The organism is Mesorhizobium tamadayense (assembly GCF_003863365.1).
Taxonomy (GTDB): Bacteria; Pseudomonadota; Alphaproteobacteria; order Rhizobiales; family Rhizobiaceae; genus Mesorhizobium; species Mesorhizobium tamadayense.
The window spans coordinates 226,634-251,991 of record NZ_RQXT01000003.1 but is presented as its reverse complement, the minus strand read 5'-3'; the positions used below and the strand labels follow the sequence as shown (position 1 = coordinate 251,991).

Here is a 25,358-nt window from a genome sequence, read left to right as displayed (position 1 = left end):
GGATTATCATCGCCTTGACTTCCCACACATAGTGATGACCTTTCCGGTCGCGTATGGGGCGGCGGCCGGCCGCAGCAGCGAGGAAGTCGGGCGCAGAATCATCCCCTACACCGCGCTGGGGCTGATCGCCCCGCCTGGATCGACCGCCACCGCGGCCTCGGCGCGCTGCTGCGCAAACTGGCGATCGAACAGAGCCTATCCGGGCCTGCTCGAGCCGGCCTATTTGCATGCAGCCAGTTGACTGAGTCTCGACCCTAATGCCGCAGGATCTTGCTCAGGAAGGCGCGGCTGCGGTCGGTCTTCGGGTCGGAGAAGAATTCCTCCGGAGTGCCGCTCTCGACGATCGCGCCGGCATCCATGAACACCACGCGCTGGGCGACCTTGCGGGCAAAGCCCATTTCGTGGGTCACCACCATCATCGTCATGCCCTCCTCGGCCACCGCCACCATGACGTCCAGCACCTCCGAGATCATCTCCGGATCGAGCGCCGAGGTCGGCTCGTCGAACAGCATGATCTTGGGGCGCATGCCGAGACAGCGTGCGATTGCAACGCGTTGTTGCTGGCCGCCGGACAGTTGCGCGGGATAGGCATTCACCTTGTCGGCAAGGCCGACCTTGGCCAGTAGCTCGCGCCCGGCCTTCTCGGCCTCGGCGCGCTGGATCTTGCGCACATGGATCGGCGCCAGGGTCACGTTCTCGAGCGCCGTCTTGTGCGGGTAGAGGTTGAACGACTGGAAGACGAAGCCGATCTCGGCGCGCAGCAGCGTCATGTTGGTGGCGGGATCACCGAGGCGCCGGCCGTCGACCACCAGATCGCCGTCCCTGATCGTCTCCAGGCCGTTGATGCAGCGGATCAAAGTGCTCTTGCCCGAGCCGCTCGGGCCGCAAACGACGACCACCTCGCCCGGCTCGACGCTGAGCGTGATGTCCTTCAGCACGTTGAGCGCGCCGAACCATTTGTTGACGCCGCGAAATTCGATCATGCCGGTGCGACCTTTCGTAATCAGTGGCGACGTCACAGCTGCACCTCGCCATGCGCCGCGCCCATGCGGCGTTCCAGCCGGCGGGCCAGCATGATCAGCGGATAGCAGACGATGAAATAGCCGAGGCCGACGAGGAAGAAGACCAGCAGGCCGTTCGGCACGCGCTGCACCACGAGCCAGCCAACCCGGGTGAGGTCGGTGAGCCCGATGGCCGAAACGACCGAGGAGTCCTTGATCAGCAGCACATATTGCCCGACCAGCGGCGGCAGCACGATGCGCATCGCCTGCGGCAGCACGACCTGGCGCATCCGCTGCCAGCGTGACAGGCCCGATGCCAGCGCCGCCTCGACCTGGCCGGTCGGCACCGAGCGGATGCCGGCGACGACGATCTCGCAGATAAAGCAGGCAGCCAGGTTGGTCAGCGCGATGATGCCGGCGGTAAAGGCGTCGAGCTCGACGCCGAGTTCGGGGAGGATGAAGAAGATCAGGAAGATCTGCACCAGGAACGGTGTGCCACGGATCAGGTCGACCCAGGTGCCGATCGCCGTACTGATCAGCCTGTTGCCGCCGGTTCGCAGGACGCCGAGGCCAAAGCCGAGCAACGTGCCCAGCACCAGGCTGATCAGCGACAGCATCACGGTCATGCCGAGGCCGCGCACGGCGAGGGGATAGCTGCCGACAAGGCTTTGCAATTGCTGCCAGATCATGTCCGTGCCCCTGCCAGGCCGAGCCAGCGTCCGGACAGTGCCGCCAGCCCCTTGAGGCAGTAATAGAGCATCAGATAGAAGGCGGCGATGGTGATGAAACCTTCGGCCGGCATGAAGCGGTCGGAGGCGAGCAGCTGGCCAGCGCGCGTCAATTCGGCGACCGAGATCAGCGACAGCAGCGCCGAATCCTTGACCAACACGATCGCCTGTCCGAGCAGCGGCGGGATCGTTACCTTGAACGCTTGCGGCAGGATGACCAAGCGCATGCGCTGGACGTAGGTCATCCCTGAAGCGACGCCGGCCTCCGCGTGGCCGCGTGGGATCGACAGGATGCCGGCGCGAATGATCTCGGCGACATAGGCACCGCTGTTCAGCGACAAGGCGAGAATGCCGACGACGAGCTCGGGCAGGATGAAGCCGAGCCGCGGCAGGCCAAAATAGAGGAAATAGAGCTGCGCCAGCAACGGCGTGGCGCGCACCGCGTCGATATAGGCCTTGGCCGGCACGCGAAACAGCCAGCCACGCTGCAGGTGCATGGCGCTGAGCACGATGCCGACGGCGAGTGCGCCGACAAAGGACAACGCCGACAGCCACACGGTCGTGATGAGGCCCTGCCCGAACAGGGGCAGATATTCGACGATGGTGCGGAAACTGAAGTTTTCGAGCATCGCCAGGTGGTTTCCCCAAAGCGGACGAAGCGAATTCCGGGCGGTTTCGCGGCGCCAGGCGCGCGCGAAACCGCCCGGATCTATCGCTGCTTAATGGTCTTTCTTCCAGGCGTCGGAATTGACCCAGTAGTCGAGGTTCTTCTGCAGGCGGCCGTCGATGCTGACCTGGCTGAGGAACAGGTTCATCCAGACCAGCAGGTCCGGCTCGTCATAGCGTGTGGCGAACGCAAGCGGCTCCTTCGACAGGAGGTCGGGCATGATGGTGAAGCTGCCGGCCGGATAGGCGGTCGACTGACCCTTGACCGCCGAGATGTCGTTGACGCCGCAATCTGCCTGGCCGTTATTGACGGCGTCGAGCAGCAGCGGACCGCCGCCCTTGTAGCTCTTGATGTCGGCATCGGGGAAGGCGGTCTTGGCTTCCTTCTCGCCGGTGGCACCCAACAGCACGGCAATCTTGGTGCCCTTGGCCTTGCAGTCCTCGGTGGTCTTGAACTTGCTGTCGGCCTTGGTGAAGACGGTGCTACCCGTATACATGTAAGGCGTCGTGAAGGCGACTTTCATGCCGCGCGCCAGCGTCGGCGTCATGTCGGCGACCAGCAGATCGGCCTTGCCCGAAAGCAGTGCCGGGATCAACCCGTCCCAGTCGAAGTCGAGGAAGGTGATCTTGACGCCCATTTCCTTGGCCATCAGTTCGGCAAGTTCGACCGAACTGCCGGTGCGTTCGCCGGCCGCACCAACAAGCGAGAAGGGCGGTCCTTGCGTCTGCACGGCGACGCGCAGTTCGCCGCGCTTGGTGATGTCGTCCAGGGTTCCCGCACTGGCAGCAGTGGTGAGCCCGGCGAGCGCAAGTCCGGCGATGAAAAGCTTGGCAATCTTCATTGGGCATTCCTCCTTGATTTGTTGTTCCATTCTGTCGTTGGTGTTCCACCCTTCGGGGTGCTTTTTGAGCAGCAGTGCCGATGCCGGCGGCGACTACCGCTCGAAAACTCCTAATCCCAACGGACCGTCTCAGTGACCCGGATGCCGCGCATCGCCAGTTGGTCGAGAAAGCGGCCGTCAGGCACATGCAGCAGCGGGTTGAGCAGGCCGGAAGTGGCGATATCGCCCCGCGCCAGCATCTGCGCCACGATGCTCGCGGGGTAGCCGACGCCGAGGCTCATGCCGAACAGGCCGGATTGGAGGTCGCGTTCGATGATCAGATCCGACGTCACCGTCTTGCCGCGGCCGCCTTGCGCGCCCGAAAAGACATTGCGCATCACGCAAAGGTCCTTCTCGTCGGCGCCATATTGCAATTGCGGCCCGAGTAGCCGGCCGAGAAACTCGCGTGGGCTGGTGCCGAGGCCAGGCAGCTTGTCCTCGGAGAGGAAGCCAAGCTCTTTGAGCGGTGCCCAGAACTCCGACCACCCCGGCCAACGCAGCGTATAGCGGCCGGAGCGGCGCAGCTCCTTGGCGGCCGCCAGCATCTCGACATAATGCAGTGCGTCGCCATTGGGGAAGGCTTCCAGGCGGCCCAAGCCCGCGACTTCGATCTCGTGAATAAAGTGATTGTCGTGCTGCCGGCCGGCCGGAACTTCGACCCGCCCACCGTCTTCAATCATCACGCTGTCGCGGTTCTGGCTGGCCAGAACCATGTCGAAGTTCCAGCTCACCTTGTAGCACAGCGGCTTGGCGATCGCCTTCGGCTCGGGGATGCCGCCGCAATAGGAATCGATTGAGGTGATGGTGTCGAACTGCCGGGCGGCACGCACGTAAAGCACAAGGTCGATGCCGGGGTCGAGCCCGCATTCGGTCATGATTGAAACGCCGGCCTTTTCCGCCGCCGGAGCGAGATCGGCGATGGCCTTGCTGTAGTTGGTAGTGACCAGCGGCGTTTGCGTCGCGATGGCGGCTTGCACTGCCTCGCGCATCAGCGGTTGCGGCAACAGGTCGATGGCCGCGTCGACGCCCGTCAGCACATCGGCCAGCACCGTGCCGATCGCTCCCTCAGGGACGACGAAACGAACGCGCCCAAGGTCGGTCAAGCCGCCAAGCCGAGCCGCCCCGTCCGGCGCGGTATCGACGCAGACGACTTCTTCGACACCTGCGCTGGCGACGAGATCGGCGATCGCCGCCCGGCCTTGCAAGCCGAGACCGCCGAGAACCGCGATCTTCATGTCGGCTCCTTGCGCGCCGGCGTTTCCTCCGACCAGCAGCCTTCCGGCAGGCTGACCCACTTGTTGCAGGACGCCATGACGACGAAGGTCTCGCTGCGCACGACTTCACCTGGAATACCCGCTCCAGGGATCAACTCGCTGGTGATGCGATAGAGATCGGCGACATCGCCGGCCACGGTCACGTCGACGATGATGTCGAAGCGCCCGGTGACGACGGAGGCCGAGTTCACGAAAGGCAGTTCGGAGATACGCTGCGCCAGTTCCCGGGCGCGGCCGCGCCCCTGCGCGTTGATGCCGACGATCGCCGAAATCAGTTCCGGGCGCTCGGTCAGGTTGAGCAGCCCGACGATCTTGAGCAGGTTGCGGTCGAGTAGGTTGCGCAGCCGCATGCGCACAGTCGGCACCGAGATCGCCATCTTCTCGGCGAGGCGATTGACGCCAAGCTGCGCATCCTGCGACAGCAGCTTGACCAGTCGCCGGTCGGTCTGATCGAGATGTTCCCGCAAACGCTCAGGCTTTCATAAATGGAAAGAATTTAACAAATTTTCTTTCAGATATGAAAACAGCCTACGGGATATTATTTGAAACTGCAAGAGTGTTCGGCCACGGTTAGCAAGCGCCGAATGGGCAAAAATTTGCAAACGAGACAGGCGACGTTCGACGTGGTTCGATCAGAAGCAACCCGCGCTTTTTTGTCGCCATCAGCTGTCCCTCACCGGTGCATTGCTTGTTGTGCAGCTGTGCCGCCACGCGCCTAAGGGTGCAATCTGGGTCCAGCCGGCATCCGCAAGGACACTGCGAAGTCCGTTTTTGGGATCGAAACGCGATCTTCCTGGAATCATTGTGGAGATCTGCTCATGGCGCAACCTCGCCCGTGGCGTTGACACCAGCTATGACCGCTTTTGGTGGGCGGCCGGGATGGCTTAGATGACCGAGATCGTGAAGAGTTTCGGGTGCCGGCAGGCGTACGAAAGTCCCCGAGGAAGGAACCCGCGGGCCACAGGCGATGGCTATGGGGATTTCGGATTTCGGCAGATGTCGGCGATGGCGTGACCGCCGTCGGGAAGCTCTGGGGTGAATGCGGACAGACCGCTTCGTTGCGCCTCCGCGCGGTGTTGTCGGGACGGTGGGCGGCTGGGCGCGGCTCTGTCGGCGTCGATAATCACCATAGACGTGCGTCGATCCGTTGCCGGAGGCTGAGTGCATCGGCCCAAAACGCAAGGCCTTCTAAGGCCAGCACAAGAGCGCCGTAACCCGCCTTCACGAGCAGTCCGTCGCCTTTGCCTCGTTCCAGAGCACCCTGGACCGCTACACGCTGGCCGACATCATGCTGACGCCGAAGGACTTCCTTGGCAGCCCGAAAAGACCCGCTAGAAACGGCGCCGCGCACAACGTCGCATGATTGTTTCGTTACACGCCGTTTTGCTCCGATGGAGACGCCCGATGCCTGACCCAAAGAAGAAGGACAAGCCGTTCCCGAGGGAGATCGATTCTGGTATCGACTCCGACAACAGTCTTCTGCCAATGCTTCTTGGCGGGCTAGTTCTGATAGTCCTCGGCGCGACTATCGTCATGATGTTTGTCTAGTTTGGCCACGACCGCGTATGACGCTGTCGCAAAACCTTCATTCAGCAGCATTCGTGCAGGGCAGCGCCCCCGTGGCCCATGTTCCGCCGACGAATGCAGGGCGCCGACACTCTCCTGGCAGTTATCGCTGGGGATATGTTGTCGCAGAACAGAGCCCAATCGAGCGCGGTGTCAGGCCGAAGATAAGAACGTATTGAGCGACAGCATGTCGCTAGAGCTTACGACGGCGATACGTGGCCGGACTGTATGCGCCATCGGTGTTGGTGCCCGAGTACAACCAGGTCCAAGAATCCCTCATGCACCGCGAGGAACCTTGAGGCCCCGCACGGGTTAGGGATCCAGGAGAGAAAGGCACCAGATGTCGCCGATGGCCCGCGCCGGGAACAAGCCCGTGAGCTCGTGAGCTAAGGATACGGGAGACGAAGAATTGCTAGATCTTTCTCGTGAACGCAATCGGATGGTCGACGTCCACATCAGCCGCCGCGGCATCCACGATCGGGAGATCCTGCAAGCAATGCGCGAGGTTCCGCGCGAAGCCTTTGTCGATCCGGGCTTCGAAGAATTCGCCTATGAAGACGGGCCATTGCCGATCGCCGACGGCCAGACGATATCGCAGCCCTACATCGTCGCCCTCATGATCGAAATGGCGGAAGTCAGACCGGGCGATCATGTGCTCGAGGTAGGCACAGGCTCCGGCTACGCGGCCGCCGTAATGAGCCGCATCGTCGAGCATGTCTATACGATCGAGCGGCACCCCGGTTTGGCGGAAACAGCAAGACGACGATTCGATAAACTTGGCTATCGCAATATCGAGGTGCGGACTGGCGATGGCACCAAAGGTTGGCCCGAAGCCGCTCCGTTCGACGCCATCATTGTCGCGGCAGGTGGACCAGGCGCGCCGGCGGCGCTTCAGGAGCAACTGGACGTCGGCGGCAGGCTGGTCATCCCGATCGGCGACGAACAGGATGAGCAGCGCCTTCTGAAGGTCGTGCGAACCGGAGCGGCGACCTACACCGAGGAAGATTTCGGCGGCGTGCGCTTTGTTCCCCTGATCGGCGAGCAAGGCTGGCCCGAAAACGGCGACCGCACTGTGACCGATCGTCTGACCCGCACCGCTCGCAGACTGCCGGACATGATCGCAGCGGCGGCCGAACCGCTTCCGGATTTCGACGATCCGGCATTCGGCGAACTGTTCGACCGGTTTGCTGATCGGCGCGTCGTGTTGCTGGGCGAGGCCAGTCATGGCACGTCCGAGTTCTACCGAGCCCGCGCCGCGATAACCCGAAGGCTCGTGGAGCACGGCTTCACGATCGTGGCTGTCGAGGCCGACTGGCCCGACGCCGCGGCGATCGATCGCTACGTCCGCCACCGACTGTCTCCAGCCAGCTTTGATCCACCGTTCCAGCGATTTCCCACCTGGATGTGGCGCAACACCGATGTCGCAGCGTTTGTCGACTGGCTGCGGAGGCATAATGAAAAGCTCGAGCCGTTCCGCCAGACAGGCTTCTATGGTCTCGACATCTACAACATGAGCGGGTCCATCGCTGCGGTCCTGCAGTATCTTGACCGTGTCGATCCGCAGGCGGCAGCCATTGCCCGCGAACGCTACGGCTGCCTGACGCCGTGGCAGAACGAACCCTCCACCTACGGCCGCGCGGCACTTACCGATGGCTATAAGGACTGCGAGAAAGCGGTGCTGCAGCAATGCCGAGACATGCTGGCGAGGCAACTCGAACGTGCCGGGCAAGACGGCGCGGACCTGCTCGATGCCACGCAGAACGCAAGGCTTGTCGCTTCAGCCGAGCGTTACTATCGAACCATGTACTATGGCGGCTCGCAGTCGTGGAATCTGCGCGACACTCATATGTTCGAAACCCTGGAACATTTGCTTGAGGCGCGCGGCCAGAACGCCAAGGCAGTGGTGTGGGCGCATAACTCTCACATTGGCGACGCCCGCTACACCGAGATGGGCACCGTCCGGGACGAGGTGAATGTCGGCCAGCTTTGCCGGGAACGCTTCGGTGACGAGGCAGCGCTGATCGGCTTCGGCACACATTCGGGAACGGTCGCCGCAGCCTCCGACTGGGATGGCAAGATGGAGGTGAAATCGATCCGGCCTTCCCGTGGCGACAGCTACGAGCGGCTTTGTCACGATTGCGGCATCGCACGCTTCCTGCTCGATTTCAGCCGCGACGAAGGCCTGCGCAGGCGGCTTCTGGAGCGCCGGCTGGAGCGGTTCATCGGGGTCATCTATCGGCCGGAAACGGAATTGCACAGCCACTACGCGGACGTTTCTCTCGCCCAGCAATTCGATGCCTTCGTCTGGTTTGACGAGACCACTGCGGTAACCCCGATTGGGCCGGAGCACGCCGCGACAGGCGTCCCAGACACATATCCGTTTGGCCTTTAGGCTGTTGCCGCAGGAAGCCGCAGCGGAGCGGAACAATCGTCACATCCTGCTGTTTCTGGAACAGGTCTCTCTCTCAAGGAGATGTGTCATGACTGGAACCAAACATCCCAAGTGGAAGAAGCCGAGCGACGCCGATCTCAAGAACAATCCCGGCATTGGGTCCTCGAAGGGCACAATCAAGGAAGGCGATGAATTAGAACTCGAGGGCGAAAACACCATCGAGGGCGACGTTGAAAACGATACGACAGCCGCCGGGGGCATCAATCCAAGGCAGAAGATGCGCACGAACAGATAGCGTTGCGGATCGGACGGCGGTGCGGACTGGGGCGTCGGCGCCTCGCTCATCGAAACCTGTCAGTTCATCAGCGTCGAGCCGCGCGACTATCGGATCGCCGCTCGCGGATTGGTACCAAACATTCAGGCCTCGTGACTTGGTACGTTTGCGACGTTGATTTCTGCAGGAGTGGGCCGCAAAATGTTTGGGTTCTGTCTCGGGGAGGCTTAGAGATGGACGTCCAAACGCTACATGGACCTACTGCGCAAGAACTTGTGCAGGAAGCTGTTAGCATGGATTTGGATGGTGCCATCATTTCCGTCAGGACCGCTATTATACGCATTCGCGAACGTGGGCCGCATCTGCGCGAGAGCAACTGCGAATTGGTGGCGATGGTTGTGATGGAGGCGACCGGCCGCGGGCTGTTTGTCGCCTTTGACCTGCACGAATAACGTGATGGCTCTCCTGTAGCTCTCCGGCGTCGGCACGGATCGTCAGGGCATGGCCGCCCCTGGCGGCGAAAAGGAAGCATGTGGCCCGCACGGCCCGAGCGGCGCAACCAAATCGCTCGAAGCTCGTTACACGTACGTCGAGTTTTGTACGTTTCCGACAATTCTCTTGCGAATAGCGTATATTGGGCAAGAACGGCCTGCCGGCGCGGTCTCTCGACTATCTTACGATGAGGCGAGCCATGCACAAGAACGACCTTTCCTCCGTCCTGCACGATGCCAGGCTCCTGCTGCTTCAGATCCGAAGGTCCGTCGCATCGGGCGGTCATATCGATCAGGTACCAGAGTTCGACGCGCTGATTGGCGTGGCAGCCGACGAGGCCACCAGGAAATTATACGCGATCGACAACCGGAAATCAAAGCCGGGCGATGTTCCCGAATAAGCGATGATACTCAGCCTCCGACTGCCCATAGGCACCATTTGCGTGTGCCACAAGGCCGTCCCGGTCTCGAATGGTGATTTCGCCACGTCGCGAGCGTATTAGCCCGCGCCCTTCCAGTACCTGGAGCCCGATAGTAACGCCGGGACGTCTCACGCCGAGCATGACCGATAGAAACTCGTGAGTGATTGCAAGATGGCCGCCATGCACCCGGTCGGCACACATCAGCAGCCATCGCGCCAAGCGGTCTTCCACTTTCGTTCGTGCATTTGCCAGGGCGGTATAGCTGGTCTGGATGTGGAGGGCATGGACATAGCGCAAAAGAAAGAGCCGCAGGCTTGGGCTATTGCTGAGAGCGGAATTGAATGGATCAGCTTCAATTCGCATTGCGCTACCCGGCAACTGAACGAAGCATTCGAGCGCAGCGTAATCAACGCCCATCACCAGAGCGGAGCCTGTCATTCCCTCGAAGCCGATCAGTCCAACCTCGGCATCCTTTCCATTGGGATTCATAGCAACAATGGAGCCGAGGCCTTCCTCCAGGAAGTAGACCGCCCCGATCTTTGAACCGGCAGTCTCCATCGTCATTCTCAGATCGAGTGCGCACCGCTCGAGGTGGGGTTGCAGGAGCGCCAAATCAGGCTGGCTCATGCGCCGCAGCAATTCGTTCCTGTAAGGAAAATTCTCTGGACTGGTCATGGCTCTACCCAAAGAAGGGCAAGAGCCATTCGATCTCCCAGTCGTCCGCGCCCGTGCAAATTTGCCGACGATCGAGCGACCTTACGCCGTATGGCACGACAATGACAGCGGAAATCGAATTGATGCACGATGGCCCCTTCGCCACCTGCCTACAAAAGGTCGAAACGGAAAGTTAGTGTCGGAAACGTACCAAAGGCAGCTTGGTACGAAACCGACAATGGCGGGGCTGGCGGTTGGACCCTCCCTGGGGGCGGCGGGAGTCCGCCTTCGGGCAGCGTGGGATGGCTAGAGCAATTCCAGGAAAAGTGTGGAACGGTTAGGCTCGGCGACTTCGCCGTAGCCTTCCGTCTGGAATTGCGTGAAAACAAAGAGATAGAGCGGTTCGGCGCTTCCGTGAAACGGTGAAGCGCATTAGATGTGAGGGTCAAGGCGCAGTTTGTCCCGCGCGATCTTCCAGGCGGATTCGACGTGCCTCCGCGCCGCGGCTTCCGCTTCCTCCGGCTTGCGCGCCCGGATCGCATCCATGATCGCGTTCATCTCGGCGATCGCCGGCTCGCGCCGGTTCGCCGAGGCGATCGTCATCGAACGCAACTGGTTGATGCGCACGTTCAGCCCGCTGACGATCTCCCAGGCGACGCGTTTGTCCGCGGCCTCGAACAGCGCTTCGTAGAACCCCGTCGTCGCCCGCATCACCGCCGGCGGCTTGCCGGACGCCCAAGCTTCGAAGAGTTCGCCGAGGGCATGCTCCAGTGCGGCCAGTTGCGCCTCGGTCGCAGACAGCGCGCAGGCGCGCGCCGCGATCCCTTCGAGCAAGGCCCTGAGCTCGTAGATCTCGTCGGTGCGGCCGAGATCCGGCTTGGCCACCGCCGGCCCATGTCCGGGGATCATCTGCACGAGACCCTCAGCCTCCAGTTGCCGCAAGACCTCACGCACTACCGAGCGGCTGACGCCGAGCTGGTCGCAAAGCGGCCGCTCGACCAGCCTTTCTCCGGGCTGGAAATGAAAATCCATGATGGCCTCGCGCATGCGCTCGAGAGCCAATGTTCTCAAGGTCTTGGCGCTGCGATCGATGCGAAGCGTGTCGTCCTGCATGTGCTTGCTCCCTGCGCCGCCACGAAAACAGATTCCATAGCCGATTGACAAGGTATTTGGTGCTCCATAGTATGGTATACCATAAGACGAGACACGAAACGACGCTTTCTGGCGCCGCCCGACAGAGGTTTTCATGCAGCCGGCCATTCGCAAGATCGTCACCTACAGCGAGAACACGCTGATCGAAGGCGGCAAGACAGCGCCGCGGCCGCTGCGCCTGATCGGCGTCGCCGCGGTGGTGACCAACCCCTGGGCGGGACGCGGCTTCACCGAGGACCTCTCGCCCGAGATCCGCGCCTGCGCGCCGGTGCTCGGAGAAATCCTGACCCGCGAGATCATCGCTGCCGCCGGCTCCGGCGAGGCGATCGAGGGCTACGGCAAGGCCGCCATCTGCGGCACGTCAGGCGAGATCGAGCACGCTTCGGCGCTGATCCACACGCTGCATTTCGGCAACCATTATCGCCGCGCCGTCGGCGCCAAGACCTACCTTGCCTTCACCAATCTGCGCGGCGGGCCGAACACGCCGATCATGATCCCGCTGATGGACAAGAACGACGAAGGCCGGCGCTCGCACTATCTGACCGTGCATTTCCAGATCGGCGACGCGCCGGCGCCGGATGAGCTGGTGGTGGCGCTCGGCGCTTCGATCGGCGGCCGCCCGCATCATCGCATCGGCGACCGCTACCAGGACCTCAAGGAAGTGGGCGACCTGCATGGCTGACGCCGTCGCACCTCAATGGAGCCGGGCCGCCGCGCCCGACGGCACCAGCTTCATCCGCGCCGGATCGGGCGCGCCGGTGCTCTTCATCCATGGCGTCGGCATGAACGCGGCGATCTGGCAGCCGCAGATCGAGCGGATGGCGGACCGTTGGGACGTCATTGCCATCGACATGCTTGGCCACGGCCGCTCGCCGCTGCCGCCGCAGGTGCCGGAGCTCGCCGACTATGCCAGGCAGGCAATCCGGCTGCTCGATCATCTCGGCCTCACAAGCGTATCGGTCGTCGGCCACTCGATGGGCGCGCTCGTCGCGCAGGAACTTGCCCTCATGGCGCCGGAGCGTATTCGCCGCGTCGTTTCGCTGAACGCCGTGTTCCACCGGCCGCCCGATCTGGCCCAAGCCGTGCGCGAGCGCGCGGCGGCGCTCACCGGCCGCGGCGATGCGGCGGGTGCCGCCCAGACCATCGCTCGCTGGTTTGGCGATCCGGTTCCGGCCGAGCTCACGGCGGCCGCCGGGAAAACGGCGGAAGCATTGAGCGAGGTCGACCCCGAAGGCTATGCCCGCACCTACCGCTTGTTCGCCCGCGCCGACAGCGACCACGCCGAGCGCCTGCGGACGCTGGCCGTGCCGGCGCTGTTCATGACCGGCTCACAGGACAAGAACTCCTCGCCGGCAATGTCGGCCGCCATGGCGAGACTCGCGCCGCATGGCCGATGCACCGTGCTCCCCGGCCAGAGGCATATGATGGCGGTGGCGGCACCCGATCTCACCACACGCCACATCGTCGATTTCCTCAACGAAGGTGAAAGGCTGGAGCAAAGCGACGGAGCGGCAGCGGTCGCCAGCTTCGACAGCGGCGAGTTCCGCCGCGCGCTGGGATCTTTCCTTACCGGCGTCACCATCGTCACCACGATCGGACCGGAAGGCGAGCCGCGCGGCTTCACCGCCAACTCCTTCACCTCGGTGTCGCTCGATCCGCCGCTGGTGCTGGTCTGCATCGCCCACAAGGCGCTGGGACATCCTGTCTTCGCGACATCGAAGAGCTTCGCCATCAATATCTTGAACGAGGCCCAGAAAGCGGCCTCCGGCATCTTCGCCTCGAAAGCGGCGGACAAGTTCACCTCGGTCGACTGGCGCCCGGGACAGACCGGCAGCCCGGTTCTGGATGGCTCGGTGGCAACCTTCGACTGCGACATGGAGCGGCTTGTGGAGGCAGGCGATCATTCGATCCTCATCGGCCGCGTCCGTGACTTCCAGCACAGTTCCGCCCAGCCGCTCGGCTATTGCCGCGGCGCCTACATCACGCCCGGCCTCAGCCAGGAGGCGCTGGCCGCCGCCCTTCCCGGCACCGATGTCGGCGCCATTCTCGAAAACGGCGGCCGTGTCCTGTTCCTGGAAACGACGGACGGCTTCCTCGAGCTGCCGCGCGGCCGGGGACTGGGCTCGGCAAACGACGGCAAGAGCCTCAACGGGCTTCTGGCCGCAAAGGCCATCGAGGCCCAGCTCGGCTTCCTCTTCGCCGTCTGGGACGACGCGGGCAACGCTTCGCGCACGCATGTCTATTATCGCGGTACCTTCGACGTGCCGGCCTCCAGCGATCGCGGCATCCGGCTGATCGACATCGACGCGATAGACGGCTTGAAGATCGCCGATCCGGCGATCCGCTCGATGCTTACCCGCTATGTGCGCGAATGCACTGAGGACGCATTCGGCGTCTATGTCGGCAACGAGGTCGAAGGCGAGGTGAGGCCGCTCGCCAGGACCACTGGCTTCAACACAGGTGACCAGGGATGAAGTTCTCGCTCTTCGTGCATATGGAACGCCCGGACCTCGCCAAGCCGCATTCGGAGCTGCTGAGCGAGCTGGGTGAGCTGGTCGTGCTGGCGGAAGAAGCGGGCTTCGAGACCGCCTGGATCGGCGAGCATCACGGGATGGAGTTCACCATCTCGCCCAATCCGTTCATCAACATCGCCTATCTGGCGGCCAGGACCAGCCGCATCCGTCTCGGCACCGGAACCATCATCGCGCCCTTCTGGCATCCGATAAAGCTCGCCGGCGAGGCGGCTATGACCGACGTCATCACCGGCGGCCGGCTCGACATCGGCATCGCGCGCGGCGCCTACAGCTACGAATATCAGCGCGTCTTCCCCGGACTCGACGCCTGGGGCGCCGGCCAGCGTATGCGCGAGATGGTGCCTGCGATCCGCGGCCTCTGGGACGGCGACTACGAGCACTCCGGCGAGTTCTGGCAATTCCCGCCGACCACCTCCTCGCCGAAGCCGGTGCAAAAACCCTACCCGCCGATCTGGGTGGCGGCGCGCGATCCGAACTCACACGACTTCGCCGTCGCCAATCAATGCAATGTCCAGGTGACGCCGCTGGCCTCCGGCGACGACGAGGTGACAAGCCTGATGCAGCGCTTCGACGCCGCATGCGCCGCTCATCCCGAGATCCCGCGCCCGGAGATCATGCTTTTGATGCACACATTCGTCGCCGAGGACGCGGCCGATGCCGATCGGCTCACCCAGGACCTGTCGAGCTTCTACTGCCAGTTCGGCGCCTGGTTCCAGAACAAGAAGCCGGTGCACCAGGGTATATTGGAGCCGCTCACCGCCGACGAGATTGCCGCCATGCCGCAATATGCGCCGGACAAGATGCGCAGGAATCTCGTGATCGGCGAGGCAGATGAAGTCATCGCCCGGCTGAAGGCCTATGAGGCGCTCGGCTACGACCAGTACTCGATCTGGATCGACAGCGGCCTCTCGCACGAGCGCAAGAAGAAATCGCTGCAACTGTTCATCGACCGGGTGATGCCGGCCTTCCTCTGATCGCGAGCCTCCATGACCGACGCTCTTTTCAGGAACTTCATCGACGGCCGCTTCGACGAGCCGTCCGCCAGCTTCGACAGCGTCGATCCCTCGACCGGCGCGCCGTGGGCGAAGATGCCGGCGGCATCCGAAGCCGATGTCGACCGCGCCGTCGAGGCGGCGCACCGCGCGTTGCGCTCAGGCCCGTGGCGGACGATGACGGCAACCGCGCGCGGCAAGCTGCTAGTCAAGCTCGGCGACCTCGTCGCCGCCAATGCCGGACGCCTGGCCGAGTTGGAGACGCGCGACACCGGCAAGATCATCCGCGAGACGCGCGCCCAGATCGCCTATGTCGGCGACTATTACCGCTATTATGGCGGGCTCGCCGACAAGCATGAAGGCGCGCATGTGCCGATCGACAAGGCGGACCTCGACGTCACCATCCGCCGCGAGCCGATCGGCGTCGTTGCCGCGGTGGTGCCGTGGAACTCGCAGCTGTTCCTCTCGGCGGTCAAGCTCGGCCCGGCGCTGGCCGCCGGCTGCACGGTGGTGCTCAAGGCATCCGAGGACGGCCCGGCGCCGCTGCTCGCCTTTGCTGAACTCGTCCACGAGGCCGGCTTTCCCGCCGGCACCGTCAACATCCTCACCGGCTTCGGGCAGGAGTGCGGCCGGCGCCTGACCAGCCATCCGCTGGTCTCGCGCGTCGCCTTCACCGGCGGCCCGTCGACGGCGCGCGCCATTGTCAGGAACACGGCGGAGAACCTCGCCCACACGACGCTGGAACTTGGCGGCAAGAGCCCCGTCGTCGTCTTCGCCGACGCCGATCTCGACAGCGCCGCCAATGCGGTCGTCGCCGGCATCTTTGCCGCGACAGGCCAGAGCTGCGTTGCCGGCTCGCGCCTGCTCATCGAGCGCTCCGTGAGGCAAGAATTCCTCGGCCGGCTGAAGCGCAAGGCCGAAGCGATCCGCATCGGCGACCCGCAGGATCCGGCGACCGAAATGGGGCCTTTAGCCACGCAGCGCCAGCGTGACTGGATCGAGAAGGTCGTGGCCGAGAGCCTCGCCGCCGGCGGCACGCTGGTCACCGGAGGGGCGCGTCCGGAAATCGGCGCCGGCTTTTACTACGCGCCGACCATCATCGACGCCGGCAACGCCAGTCTGCCCTGCGTGCGCGAGGAGTTGTTCGGGCCGGTGCTCAGCGTGCTCGCCTTCGACACCGAGGCCGAGGCATTGGCGCTCGCCAACGACACGCCCTTCGGCCTGGCATCCGGCGTCTTCACCAGCAATCTCGGCAAGGCGCACCGCATGGCGCGCGACATCCATGCCGGAGTCGTCTGGGTCAATACCTACCGCGCCGTCTCGCCGCTCGTCCCCTTCGGCGGCTACGGCCTGTCGGGCCTCGGCCGCGAAGGCGGGCTCGACGCCATCCGCGACTACACGCGCTCGAAATCGGTCTGGATCAAGACCTCGGACGAGCCCATCCCAGATCCTTTCGTCATGCGCTGAGAACGGCATGACGAAGGTGCGTCGACAAGAACAAGGAACGGAACAACCAATCAGAGGAGAATGACATGAAACTGATCTTAGCCGGCGTCCTCGCCGGACTGCTGGCGGCAACCGCCGCCAAGGCCGATGAAATGGTGTTCACCAGCTGGGGCGGCACCACGCAGGAAGCGCAGACCAAGTCCTGGGCGGAGCCGTTCGCGGCCAGCTCCGGCATCAAGGTGCTGCAGGACGGCCCGACCGACTACGGCAAGCTCAAGGCCATGGTCGACGCCAAGAACGTCACCTGGGACGTCGTCGACGTCGAGATGGACTTCGCCATCAAGGCGGCCAAGGACGGGCTGCTCGAACCGATCGACTTCGCCGCCGTGCCGAAGGCCGATCTCGACCCGCGCTTCAGCAATGAACATGCGGTCGGCAGCTTCTACTATTCCTTCGTGCTCGCCTGGAACAAGGGCGCCGTTTCGGGCGAGCCGACGAGCTGGGCCGACATGTTCGACACCAAGAAGTTTCCCGGCAAGCGAACCTTCTACAAATGGTCTGCGCCGGGCGTGATCGAGATAGCGCTACTGGCCGACGGCGTGCCAGCGGACAAGCTCTATCCGCTCGACCTCGACCGCGCCTTCAAGAAGCTCGACACCATCAAGTCCGACATCGTCTGGTGGGGCGGCGGCGCCGAGTCGCAGCAGCTCATCGCTTCGGGCGAGGCCGCCTTCGGCCAGCTCTGGAACGGCCGCGTCTTCGCGCTCGAGAAGGACGGCGCCGATGTCGGTGTCTCCTGGAACCAGAACCTCACCGCCGCCGACGTCCTCGTCGTGCCGAAGGGCGCCAAGAACAAGGATAGCGCCATGAAGTTCCTCGCCACTGCCACCAGCCCGAGCGGCCAGGCCAAATTCGCCGAGGCGAGCGGCTACGCGCCGATCAACACCAAGGCCAAGGCCGAGATGGCCGCCGACGTGGTCAAGGGCCTGCCCGACGCTCATGTCGACGGCCAGATCAACCTCGATATGAACTACTGGGCCGAGCATCGCGACGAGATCGCCACGCGCTGGTACGCCTGGCAGACCAAGTAGCGCCATAGGAAACCAAACGGGCGCGGCACGCCGCGCCCGTTCGGGACAACGGAACCGCCCGATGCAAGGAAACTCCCTCAGACGCCGCTCGATTGCCGGCCTGCCCGCCGGCAGCGGCGGCGCCTTGCCGGCGCTCACCCTGGTCGGCCTGTTCTTCATCGTGCCAGTGGTCGCCTTGCTGCTGCGCAGCGTCACCGATCCCGAGCCCGGCCTGCAGAACTACGCCGCCCTGTTCGGCAGCGGCACCTATGTGCGGGTGTTCCTCAACACTTTCCTGGTGGCGGCAGTCGTCACCGTAGTCACCATCATCGTGGCGTTTCCGGTTGCCTGGATGCTGGCGATCATGCCGCCGGCGCTCGGCTCGATCGTCTTCGGCATCATCATCCTGTCGATGTGGACCAACCTCCTCACCCGCACCTATGCGTGGATGGTGCTCTTGCAGCGCACCGGGGTGATCAACCGGGCGCTGATGGGCCTCGGTATCATCCATGAGCCGCTGCCGCTCATCAACAACCTGACCGGCGTCACCATCGGCATGGTCTACATCATGCTGCCTTTCATGATCCTGCCGCTGGTCGGCACGCTGCGCGCGATCGACGCGATGACGCTGCGCGCCGCAGCCCTTTGCGGCGCAAGCCCGTTGCAGGCGTTCCGCCGCATCCTCTTGCCGTTGTCGCTACCCGGCATCGCCGCCGGCGGGCTGATGGTGTTCGTGATGTCGCTCGGCTACTTCGTGACGCCCGCGCTGCTCGGCGGCACATCGAACATGATGCTGGCCGAGATGATCGCCCAGACGGTGCAGTCGCTGCTCAACTGGGGGCTCGGAAGTGCTGCCGCCTTCGTGCTGCTCGTCGTCACAATGGCGCTCTACGCGATCCAGCTGCGGATGGTTGGCGCCAGGCGCCTCGGCGGAGGGCTCTGAGATGCTGCTCGACTACGACCGGCTCGGATGGCTGCGCGCGGCGCTTGCCGGCTTCACCGCGCTCGTTGCCGCTTTCCTCCTGCTGCCGGTGATCTTCATCGTGCTGCTGTCGTTCGGCTCGTCGCGCTGGCTGGCTTTTCCGCCGCCCGGCTGGACGCTGAAATGGTATCAGGAGTTGCTCGCCGATCCGGCCTGGATCGATGCGGCGCTGACCAGCGCGCGCATTGCCGCCATGGTCGCAATCCTGGCTGTCGTCATCGGCCTGCTCGCTTCCTTCAGCCTGGTCAGGGGCGAATTTCGCGGTCGGCAATTGTTGCGCGGACTGCTGTTGACGCCGATGGTGTTGCCGGTGGTAGTTTTCGCCATCGCCATCTATGCCTTCTTCCTGCGCATCGGGCTTGCCGGCACCACGACCGGCTTCGTCATTGCACACACCATCCTGGCGCTGCCCTTCGCCATCATTCCGATCGCCACCGCGCTCGAAGGTTTTGACAAATCCATCGAGGATGCGGCGATCGTTTGCGGAGCAAGTCCGCTGCAGGCGAGGCTCAGGATCACGCTGCCCTCGATCCGCATCGGCATCTTCTCGGCGGCGATCTTTTCCTTCCTCGCCTCCTGGGACGAGGTGGTGGTGGCGATCTTCATGGCGAGCCCGACCCTGCAGACCTTGCCGGTCAAGATCTGGGGCAGCCTGCGCGCCGACCTCAGCCCGGTTGTCGCCGCCGCCTCCAGCCTGCTCGTCGGCCTGACGCTCGCCCTGATGGTCGTGACCGCACTCCTTCGCAGAAGACTGTCCAGATGACCCGACCGTTCCTGTCCATTCGCGCGGTGAGAAAGGCGTTCGGCGCCTTCGTCGCGGTCCATGACGTCACCATCGATGTGCCCAAGGGCGAATTCCTGACCTTTCTCGGGCCGTCCGGCTCCGGCAAGTCGACGACGCTCTACGCGATCGCCGGTTTCCAGGACCCGACCTCCGGCGACGTGCTGCTGGAAGACAAGTCGCTGCTTGCCGTGCCGTCGCACAGGCGCAACATCGGCATGGTGTTCCAGCGATACACGCTGTTCCCGCATCTCAGCGTCGCCGAGAACGTCGCCTTTCCGCTGCGCGTGCGCGGGCGGCCGGACAGCGAGGTCAGGCGCAAGGTCGCCGACATGCTGGCGCTGGTGCGCCTGGAAAGCTTCGCCGGCCGCTATCCGGGCGCGCTGTCGGGCGGCCAGCAGCAGCGTGTCGCGCTCGCCCGCGCGCTCGCCTACGATCCGCCGATCCTGTTGATGGACGAGCCGCTGTCGGCGCTCGACAAGAAGCTGCGCCAGGAGATCCAGGCCGAGATCCGCCGCATCCACCGCGAGACCGGCGTCACCATCCTCTACGTCACCCACGACCAGGAGGAGGCGCTGCACCTTTCCGACCGCATCGCTCTGTTCAAGGAAGGCCGCATCGAGCAGATCGGCACCGGCGAAGACCTTTATCTGAGGCCCGCGAGCGAGTTCGTCGCCGGCTTCATCGGCAATTCCAACTTCCTGACGGCGGAGCATCTCGAAACCGAGAATGGCACAGCTGTTGTGCGGCTGGCCGATGGCTCCATCATCAAGGGCGTGAAAGCGACACATGCGCTCGGCCACGGCCAGAAAGCCAGGCTGATGGTCCGGCCGGAAGCATTCCGCCTGATGCCCGCGCCGGGGAACGCGTCACTCGCTGTCGAGATCGTCGATACGGCCTTCTTCGGCGACCGCCGGCGCGTCGTGGCCCGCACCGGGTCGGGCGAAGAGATTGATGTCAGGCCGACTTCGGATACAGCCGAACCGGGCGACGCCGATTCCGCTTCAGGCCAGCAAATCTTCTTCGATCCCGCCGCGGCATTCCTGTTTCCGGCCTGAAATCCGGACTGGGTCGTCCCCGCGACCTCGCCGCTATCCAGTGCCGCGTCATCGCAACCGTGATTGCTTCGCGCCAATGCGGAAGACCGGAATGCGTCAATTCGGCCGATCCAGGGCACACACCGGTGCCTGCGGCCGCGCTTCACAGAATGCCATGCGCAGCGGATTTCCTTCCATCGAGCGGCTACGCGACCAGACCAGCAAAGCGCTTGCCTATTTGGTATGCTGGTATAATGTGTACCTGACATAGCGTCATCGTCAGCAGATGCGCTGTGCCGAGGGCTTCAAGCCAGTCGTTCGTTGGGAGGAAAATAGCTATGAGAGTTTCAATCATTGCGGCGCTCGCCGGCGTCGCACTGGCAGGTGTTGCTGCGCTGCCGGCAATGGCGTCACCGGACGCCCCCGTCATCGCGCTGGCCAATGCCTATTACGGCAACACCTGGCGGCACCAGATGGTGGAGGCTTTCGAGGCTTCGGCCAAGGAAGCGAAGGCCGCCGGGCAGATCGCCGACTATATCGTCATGAACGGCGACGGCTCGGTCGCGCAGCAGAACAGCCAGATCGCCGAGCTGATCCTGAAGAAGGTCGACGTGCTCGCCGTCGACGCCGCCTCGGAGACCGCAGTCAACGGCATCATCGAAAAGGCCTGCAAGGCCGGCATCATCGTCATCTCCTTCGATTCGGTCGCTTCGGCGCCCTGCAACTACCAGCTCAATTTCGACTTCAAGGGCTACAAGGCCGCCCAGGCGGAAGCCGTGTTCAAGATGCTGGGCGGCAAGGGCAACGTCATCCAGGTGCGCGGCGTGAAGGGTTCGGCGCCCGACAACGACATGTTCAACGCGCAGCAGTCGGTGCTGGCCAAATATCCCGACATCAAAGTGGTCGCAACCGTCTACGGCCAGGCGACGGCATCGGTGGCGCAGGCGGCGATCGCCAACGTGTTGCCCTCGTTGCCCCATGTCGACGCCGTGCTCGGCCAGGGCGGCAGCGACGATGTCGGCATCGCGCAGGCCTTCGTCCAGTATGGCGCCGACTACAAGGACAAGATGCCGGTCATCGAAGGCGGCGGCGGCACCGACTTCGTCAAATGGTGGGCCCACGAAAACGCCAGGAACGGCTACCAGACCGTCTCGATGAACACCACGCCCGGCATCGGCGGCGCCGCCTTCTGGCTCGGCCTGTCGCTGCTGAAGGGCGCCAAGGCGCCCAAGCTGATGATCATGCCGGTGGCGACGGTCGACGCCGCCAACCTCAAGGACTACGCGAAGCTGCCGGGCGGCCAGATCATCAGCCCGAGCTATTCGCTGGACTGGGTCAAGCAGAACCTGCTCAGCAAATAAGGCAACCAGCCTAGGGATCGGGCGCCGCCGCACGGCCGCGCCCGATCCTCGCCCGCGCAGAATCGGAGGACGAATGTCCCACATCGCCGTCGCCGTACAGGGCACCGCTGCCGTCGCAGCTCCTGCCGGGCCGAGCGTCGTCTCCCTGAGCGGGATCACCAAGAGTTTCGGGCCGACGCTCGCCAATGCGGGGATCGATCTTTCCGTCCGCGCCGGCGACGTGATCGGGCTGGTCGGCGGCAACGGCGCCGGAAAATCGACGCTGATGCGCATCCTGTGCGGCGCGATGTGGCCGACGCTCGGCGCGATTTCCTTTGCCGGCGAAAACGTGGCTTTCGCCGGCTACGACACCGGCGCAGCGCAGCGCCGCGGCATCCGCATGGTGCACCAGGAGCTTTCGCTCTGCGCCAACTTGTCCGTCGCCGAGAACTTCTTCCTGGAAACCCCGAACGATTCCGCCAGTCGGCCCGGCTGGCGCGCGCTTTACCGCGCCCGCTCCCGCGCCGCCCTGGACGCCGTCTTTCCCGGCAACGGCATCGACACCGACGCTGAGGTCGGACACCTCACCATCGCCGAGCGGCAGATGGTGGAGATCGCGCGCGCCGCGGCGACACCCGGCGTCAAGCTCATCGTGCTCGACGAGCCGACATCCTCGCTCGACCTCGACCGCTCGAAGCAGCTCAGGGCCTTCATTCGCGAGCGGGCGAAAGCCGGGCTCGCCTTCATCTTCATCAGCCACAAGCTGCAGGAAATTATCGACATCGCCACCGAAGTCGTGGTGCTGCGCAACGGCCGCACCGCCTGGCAGGGCCACGCCGCGGATGCTTCGATCGGCAAGCTAGTGCAACTGATGGGCGGCGACGCCAATCCGGTCCATCAGCACGCCGTCGCGGCCGCATCCTCGGAGGATGTTCTGGTGCGGCTCTCCGGACCGCTGACGGCAGAACTTGGACGCGACATCGACATCGTGCGCGGTGAGATCGTCGGGCTGGCAGGTCTCGAAGGCAGCGGGCAGAAGGAATTGCTGCACGCGATCTTCAACCCCGGCAGAAAGCAACACGCTGCTGTCACCAGGCATGCGGATGCCGGCTTCATCGCCGGCGACCGGCAGAAGGAAGGCCTGTTCCCGCTGTGGAGCGTGCTCGGCAACATCAGCATCGGCGCGCTTGCGCGTCGCCCGGCGCTGGGTGTCGTTTCCGACCGCGCCAGCCGCGATGCCGCTTCGCGTGCCGCCGGCCGCCTGCGGCTCGACGACCGGCGCTTCCAGTCCAACATCACCGAGCTCAGCGGCGGCAACCAGCAGAAGGCGCTGGTGGCGCGGGCGCTGGTCGCCGACACGCCGATCATCCTGCTCGACGACCCGACGCGCGGCGTCGACATCGCCACCAAGCAGGATTTCTACCGGCTCTGCAACGAGGTCGCGCGCGGCGGCCGCGCGTTGGTCTGGCACACGACCGAGGATACGGAACTGCTCGCCTGCGACCGCGTGCTGGTCTTTTCCGGCGGCCGGATCGTCAAGGAACTGGCAGGCGAGGCGATCACCGAGCAGGCGATCGTGGGCGCCTCCTTCGCGCAATCGACGGACAGGCAAGCGAGCACGACGCGAAACCAGGCCGCCATGGCGAAGCTCGGCCGCCGGCTGGTCGATGCGGCGCCGTTCATCGGGCTCGCCGCCGTGCTCGCCATCATGATCGCAATCAACCCGGCGGTCGCCTCGACTTTCGGGCTCGATCTGCTCCTGTTGCCGGCGCTGTCGCTGGTGCTGGTGACGGCGGCGCAGGTGTTCATCGTCGGCGGCAGCGAGATCGATCTCGGCGTCGGCGCCTTCGCAGGCCTGGTTAGCGTGCTCAGCGCAACGCTGCTCTACGACCAGCCGTGGCTAGGCGCGCTGGCACTAGTCGTGGCGGTAGCCGCCTATGCGGGGCTTGGCGGCCTGATCCAGGCGCGCAAGATTCCCGCAATCGTCGTCACGCTCGGCGCATCTTTCATCTGGGTGGGCATCGGCTATGCGCTGCAGCCGACGCCGGGCGGCGCCAGCCCGGACTGGCTGTCGATGCTTTTCAACTGGTCGCTCAGCTTCGTGCCGACGTCGATCGTCCTGATCGCCGCTGTGGCGCTGATCGTGCTCGTCATCGACCGGCTGCCGCTCGGCGTGGTGCTGCGCGGCTTCGGCAACAACCCGGCTGCGATGATCCGCTCGGGATGGTCGCCGACGCGCTACGCGCTGGTGCGCTATCTCATCGCCGGAGTGTTCGCCGCTGCCGCCGGCCTGTCGCTGACGGCCATCAACACGGCGAGCGACATCAATTCCGGCAATTCCTATACCTTGCTCAGCGTTGCCGCCGTGGTGATGGGCGGTTGCTCGCTGCTTGGCGGCATCATCTCGCCGATCGGCGCCGTCGCCGGCGCGGTGACGCTGTCATTGATCGGCGCGCTGCTCGGCACGCTCAGCGTCAGCAGCGACTACAACGCCGCCACGCAAGGGTTGATCCTGGTCGCGCTGCTGACGCTGCGCAGCCTGACCGCCGACCGCAGGAGCGAGCCATGAACGCACTCGCCGGCTTCGGCATCTGGGCGCAGCGCAACCGCTGGATCTGGTCGGCGCTCGGCGTGCTGCTTCTGTGGCTGGTGCTCTCCGTCGTCACCAACCGCTTCAGCCTGTCCAGCCTGTCCGGCGTCATTCTGTCGGCGTCCTTCCTGACGGTCGTCGGCGTCGGCCAGATGTTCGTGGTGACGACCGGGCGCGGCAACATCGACCTGTCGGTCGCCTCGGTGATCACGCTCAGCGCCTTTGTCGCTCTGCTCACCGTCAAGGGCCAGGACGCGAACCTCGCCGTCGGCGTGGTCGCCGCCATCCTGCTCGGCCTTGCCGTCGGAACGCTCAACTCGCTGCTCGTCGTCGGGCTCGGCATCCCTGCGATCATCGCGACACTGGCGACCGGCTATGTGCTGGCGACCGCTACCCTTCTGTCGAACAAGGCGATAGCCGGCTTCGCCGTCAGCCCGGCGCTGAAGGACCTGGCGACGGGGCGCATTTCCGGCGTGCCGATCATGGCCATCATGGCCATCATCGGCGTGGCGGCGACGTCCTTCGTGCTGCGCTACACCGTGTTCGGGCAATTGCTGTCTGCGGTCGGCCAGAACCGCGCCGCGGCGCGGCTCGCCGGCATCCGCAACGGCCCCATCATCGCGGCGGCCTTTATCATCTCGTCTGTTCTGGCTTCGCTCGACGGGCTGCTGCTCGGCGCCTATATCGGCGGGGCTTTCCTCGAAATGGGCCAGCCCTATCTCTTGCAGTCGATCGCCGCCGTGGTGCTTGGCGGAACGCTGATCTTCGGCGGCTCGGCAACCGCGCTCGGCACGCTCTTCGCCAGCATCCTGCTCATCCTCATCGTCACCACCATGCAGATCATCGGCCTGCCTCCGGGCGCCCAGGACATCGTGCAGGGCATCGTCGTCATCTTCGTGCTGGCGCTGGCCGGGCGGCAGGCATTGGCGGGGCGTGCGTCCGTCGACCTCGCGGACGGCGACAAGGACCCGACGGCGAGAACGGACGCGAACACCGCGGCAGCTCGGCCGGAATGACGGACGGACAACAGACGATTCTTCTTGCCAAATCGTGGTAGAGTGATCATACCAGTATATAAGATGACG

Annotated in this window: 23 protein-coding genes; 15 read left to right on the top strand and 8 right to left on the bottom strand. The window is 64.3% G+C overall.

Annotation, left to right across the window (positions count from 1 at the left end; genetic code table 11):
- Positions 1 to 254: 254 nt before the first annotated feature.
- The 6 genes from EH240_RS04385 to EH240_RS04360 all read right to left on the bottom strand — a co-directional run bounded on the left by EH240_RS04385 (position 255) and on the right by EH240_RS04360 (position 5,017).
- On the bottom strand, positions 255 to 983 hold the full coding sequence (locus tag EH240_RS04385; protein ID WP_124996187.1) for an amino acid ABC transporter ATP-binding protein: 729 nt from the start codon (positions 981 to 983) through the stop codon (positions 255 to 257).
- 32 nt (positions 984 to 1,015) lie between these two features.
- The gene (locus EH240_RS04380; protein ID WP_124996186.1) at positions 1,016 to 1,690 is read right to left on the bottom strand and encodes an amino acid ABC transporter permease; all 675 of its coding nucleotides are present in this window, start codon (positions 1,688 to 1,690) and stop codon (positions 1,016 to 1,018) included.
- On the bottom strand, positions 1,687 to 2,358 hold the full coding sequence (locus tag EH240_RS04375) for an amino acid ABC transporter permease (RefSeq protein WP_124996185.1): 672 nt from the start codon (positions 2,356 to 2,358) through the stop codon (positions 1,687 to 1,689). Before EH240_RS04375 ends, EH240_RS04380 begins: the two co-directional genes overlap by 4 nt.
- Before the next feature lie 90 nt (positions 2,359 to 2,448).
- Positions 2,449 to 3,237, bottom strand: a complete 789-nt coding sequence (locus tag EH240_RS04370) for an ABC transporter substrate-binding protein (RefSeq protein ID WP_124996184.1) — start codon at positions 3,235 to 3,237, stop codon at positions 2,449 to 2,451.
- Positions 3,238 to 3,347: 110 nt separating this feature from the next.
- On the bottom strand, positions 3,348 to 4,511 hold the full coding sequence (locus EH240_RS04365; protein WP_124996183.1) for a saccharopine dehydrogenase family protein: 1,164 nt from the start codon (positions 4,509 to 4,511) through the stop codon (positions 3,348 to 3,350).
- Complete coding sequence (locus EH240_RS04360) at positions 4,508 to 5,017, bottom strand: Lrp/AsnC family transcriptional regulator (protein WP_124996182.1); 510 nt, start codon at positions 5,015 to 5,017, stop codon at positions 4,508 to 4,510. Before EH240_RS04360 ends, EH240_RS04365 begins: the two co-directional genes overlap by 4 nt.
- Positions 5,018 to 6,525: 1,508 nt before the next feature.
- Between EH240_RS04360 and EH240_RS04345 the strand changes: the two genes are divergently transcribed.
- From EH240_RS04345 to EH240_RS04330, 4 genes are all read left to right on the top strand, one after another.
- Positions 6,526 to 8,508 carry a protein-L-isoaspartate(D-aspartate) O-methyltransferase gene (locus EH240_RS04345; protein ID WP_124996180.1) on the top strand — a complete coding sequence of 661 codons (1,983 nt, stop codon included), beginning with the start codon at positions 6,526 to 6,528 and terminating at the stop codon, positions 8,506 to 8,508.
- Between the two features lie 88 nt (positions 8,509 to 8,596).
- On the top strand, positions 8,597 to 8,803 hold the full coding sequence (locus EH240_RS04340) for a hypothetical protein (protein ID WP_124996179.1): 207 nt from the start codon (positions 8,597 to 8,599) through the stop codon (positions 8,801 to 8,803).
- A gap of 212 nt (positions 8,804 to 9,015) precedes the next feature.
- Positions 9,016 to 9,234, top strand: a complete 219-nt coding sequence (locus EH240_RS04335; RefSeq protein ID WP_124996178.1) for a hypothetical protein — start codon at positions 9,016 to 9,018, stop codon at positions 9,232 to 9,234.
- Between the two features lie 239 nt (positions 9,235 to 9,473).
- Positions 9,474 to 9,674, top strand: coding sequence for a hypothetical protein (locus EH240_RS04330; RefSeq protein WP_124996177.1), 201 nt, complete (start codon positions 9,474 to 9,476; stop codon positions 9,672 to 9,674).
- Here the strand turns inward: EH240_RS04330 and EH240_RS04325 are convergent.
- Together EH240_RS04325 and EH240_RS04320 are read right to left on the bottom strand one after the other, a co-directional pair.
- Positions 9,648 to 10,370 (bottom strand): Crp/Fnr family transcriptional regulator, encoded by a 723-nt coding sequence (locus EH240_RS04325; RefSeq protein WP_124996176.1) that lies wholly within the window; start codon positions 10,368 to 10,370, stop codon positions 9,648 to 9,650. The two genes, EH240_RS04330 and EH240_RS04325, sit on opposite strands and share 27 nt — an antisense overlap.
- Positions 10,371 to 10,781: 411 nt before the next feature.
- Positions 10,782 to 11,462 (bottom strand): GntR family transcriptional regulator, encoded by a 681-nt coding sequence (locus tag EH240_RS04320; RefSeq protein WP_124996175.1) that lies wholly within the window; start codon positions 11,460 to 11,462, stop codon positions 10,782 to 10,784.
- A 133-nt stretch (positions 11,463 to 11,595) separates the two neighbouring features.
- Between EH240_RS04320 and EH240_RS04315 the strand changes: the two genes are divergently transcribed.
- The 11 genes from EH240_RS04315 to EH240_RS04265 all read left to right on the top strand — a co-directional run bounded on the left by EH240_RS04315 (position 11,596) and on the right by EH240_RS04265 (position 25,289).
- Positions 11,596 to 12,183: an amino acid synthesis family protein gene (locus tag EH240_RS04315; protein WP_124996174.1), complete on the top strand. Its 588-nt coding sequence runs from the start codon at positions 11,596 to 11,598 to the stop codon at positions 12,181 to 12,183.
- Positions 12,176 to 13,975, top strand: coding sequence for an alpha/beta fold hydrolase (locus EH240_RS39610; RefSeq protein ID WP_124996173.1), 1,800 nt, complete (start codon positions 12,176 to 12,178; stop codon positions 13,973 to 13,975). The genes EH240_RS04315 and EH240_RS39610 overlap by 8 nt, the downstream gene beginning before the upstream one ends.
- Complete coding sequence (locus EH240_RS04305) at positions 13,972 to 15,009, top strand: LLM class flavin-dependent oxidoreductase (protein ID WP_124996172.1); 1,038 nt, start codon at positions 13,972 to 13,974, stop codon at positions 15,007 to 15,009. The genes EH240_RS39610 and EH240_RS04305 overlap by 4 nt, the downstream gene beginning before the upstream one ends.
- A gap of 12 nt (positions 15,010 to 15,021) precedes the next feature.
- The gene (locus tag EH240_RS04300; protein ID WP_124996171.1) at positions 15,022 to 16,494 is read left to right on the top strand and encodes an aldehyde dehydrogenase; all 1,473 of its coding nucleotides are present in this window, start codon (positions 15,022 to 15,024) and stop codon (positions 16,492 to 16,494) included.
- A 65-nt stretch (positions 16,495 to 16,559) separates the two neighbouring features.
- Positions 16,560 to 17,564 (top strand): ABC transporter substrate-binding protein, encoded by a 1,005-nt coding sequence (locus EH240_RS04295; protein WP_124996170.1) that lies wholly within the window; start codon positions 16,560 to 16,562, stop codon positions 17,562 to 17,564.
- Between the two features lie 61 nt (positions 17,565 to 17,625).
- Positions 17,626 to 18,486: an ABC transporter permease gene (locus tag EH240_RS04290; protein ID WP_124996169.1), complete on the top strand. Its 861-nt coding sequence runs from the start codon at positions 17,626 to 17,628 to the stop codon at positions 18,484 to 18,486.
- A gap of 1 nt (position 18,487) precedes the next feature.
- On the top strand, positions 18,488 to 19,288 hold the full coding sequence (locus EH240_RS04285; RefSeq protein ID WP_124996168.1) for an ABC transporter permease: 801 nt from the start codon (positions 18,488 to 18,490) through the stop codon (positions 19,286 to 19,288).
- Entirely contained in the window at positions 19,285 to 20,364 is a 1,080-nt protein-coding gene (locus EH240_RS04280) for an ABC transporter ATP-binding protein (protein ID WP_124996167.1), read from the top strand. Before EH240_RS04285 ends, EH240_RS04280 begins: the two co-directional genes overlap by 4 nt.
- A 317-nt stretch (positions 20,365 to 20,681) precedes the next feature.
- A complete protein-coding gene (locus tag EH240_RS04275; protein ID WP_124996166.1) occupies positions 20,682 to 21,704 on the top strand; it encodes an ABC transporter substrate-binding protein in 1,023 nt (340 codons plus the stop codon).
- Positions 21,705 to 21,777: 73 nt separating this feature from the next.
- Entirely contained in the window at positions 21,778 to 24,252 is a 2,475-nt protein-coding gene (locus EH240_RS04270) for an ATP-binding cassette domain-containing protein (RefSeq protein WP_124996165.1), read from the top strand.
- Complete coding sequence (locus EH240_RS04265) at positions 24,249 to 25,289, top strand: ABC transporter permease (protein ID WP_124996164.1); 1,041 nt, start codon at positions 24,249 to 24,251, stop codon at positions 25,287 to 25,289. The genes EH240_RS04270 and EH240_RS04265 overlap by 4 nt, the downstream gene beginning before the upstream one ends.
- The last annotated feature ends 69 nt before the right edge of the window (positions 25,290 to 25,358 follow it).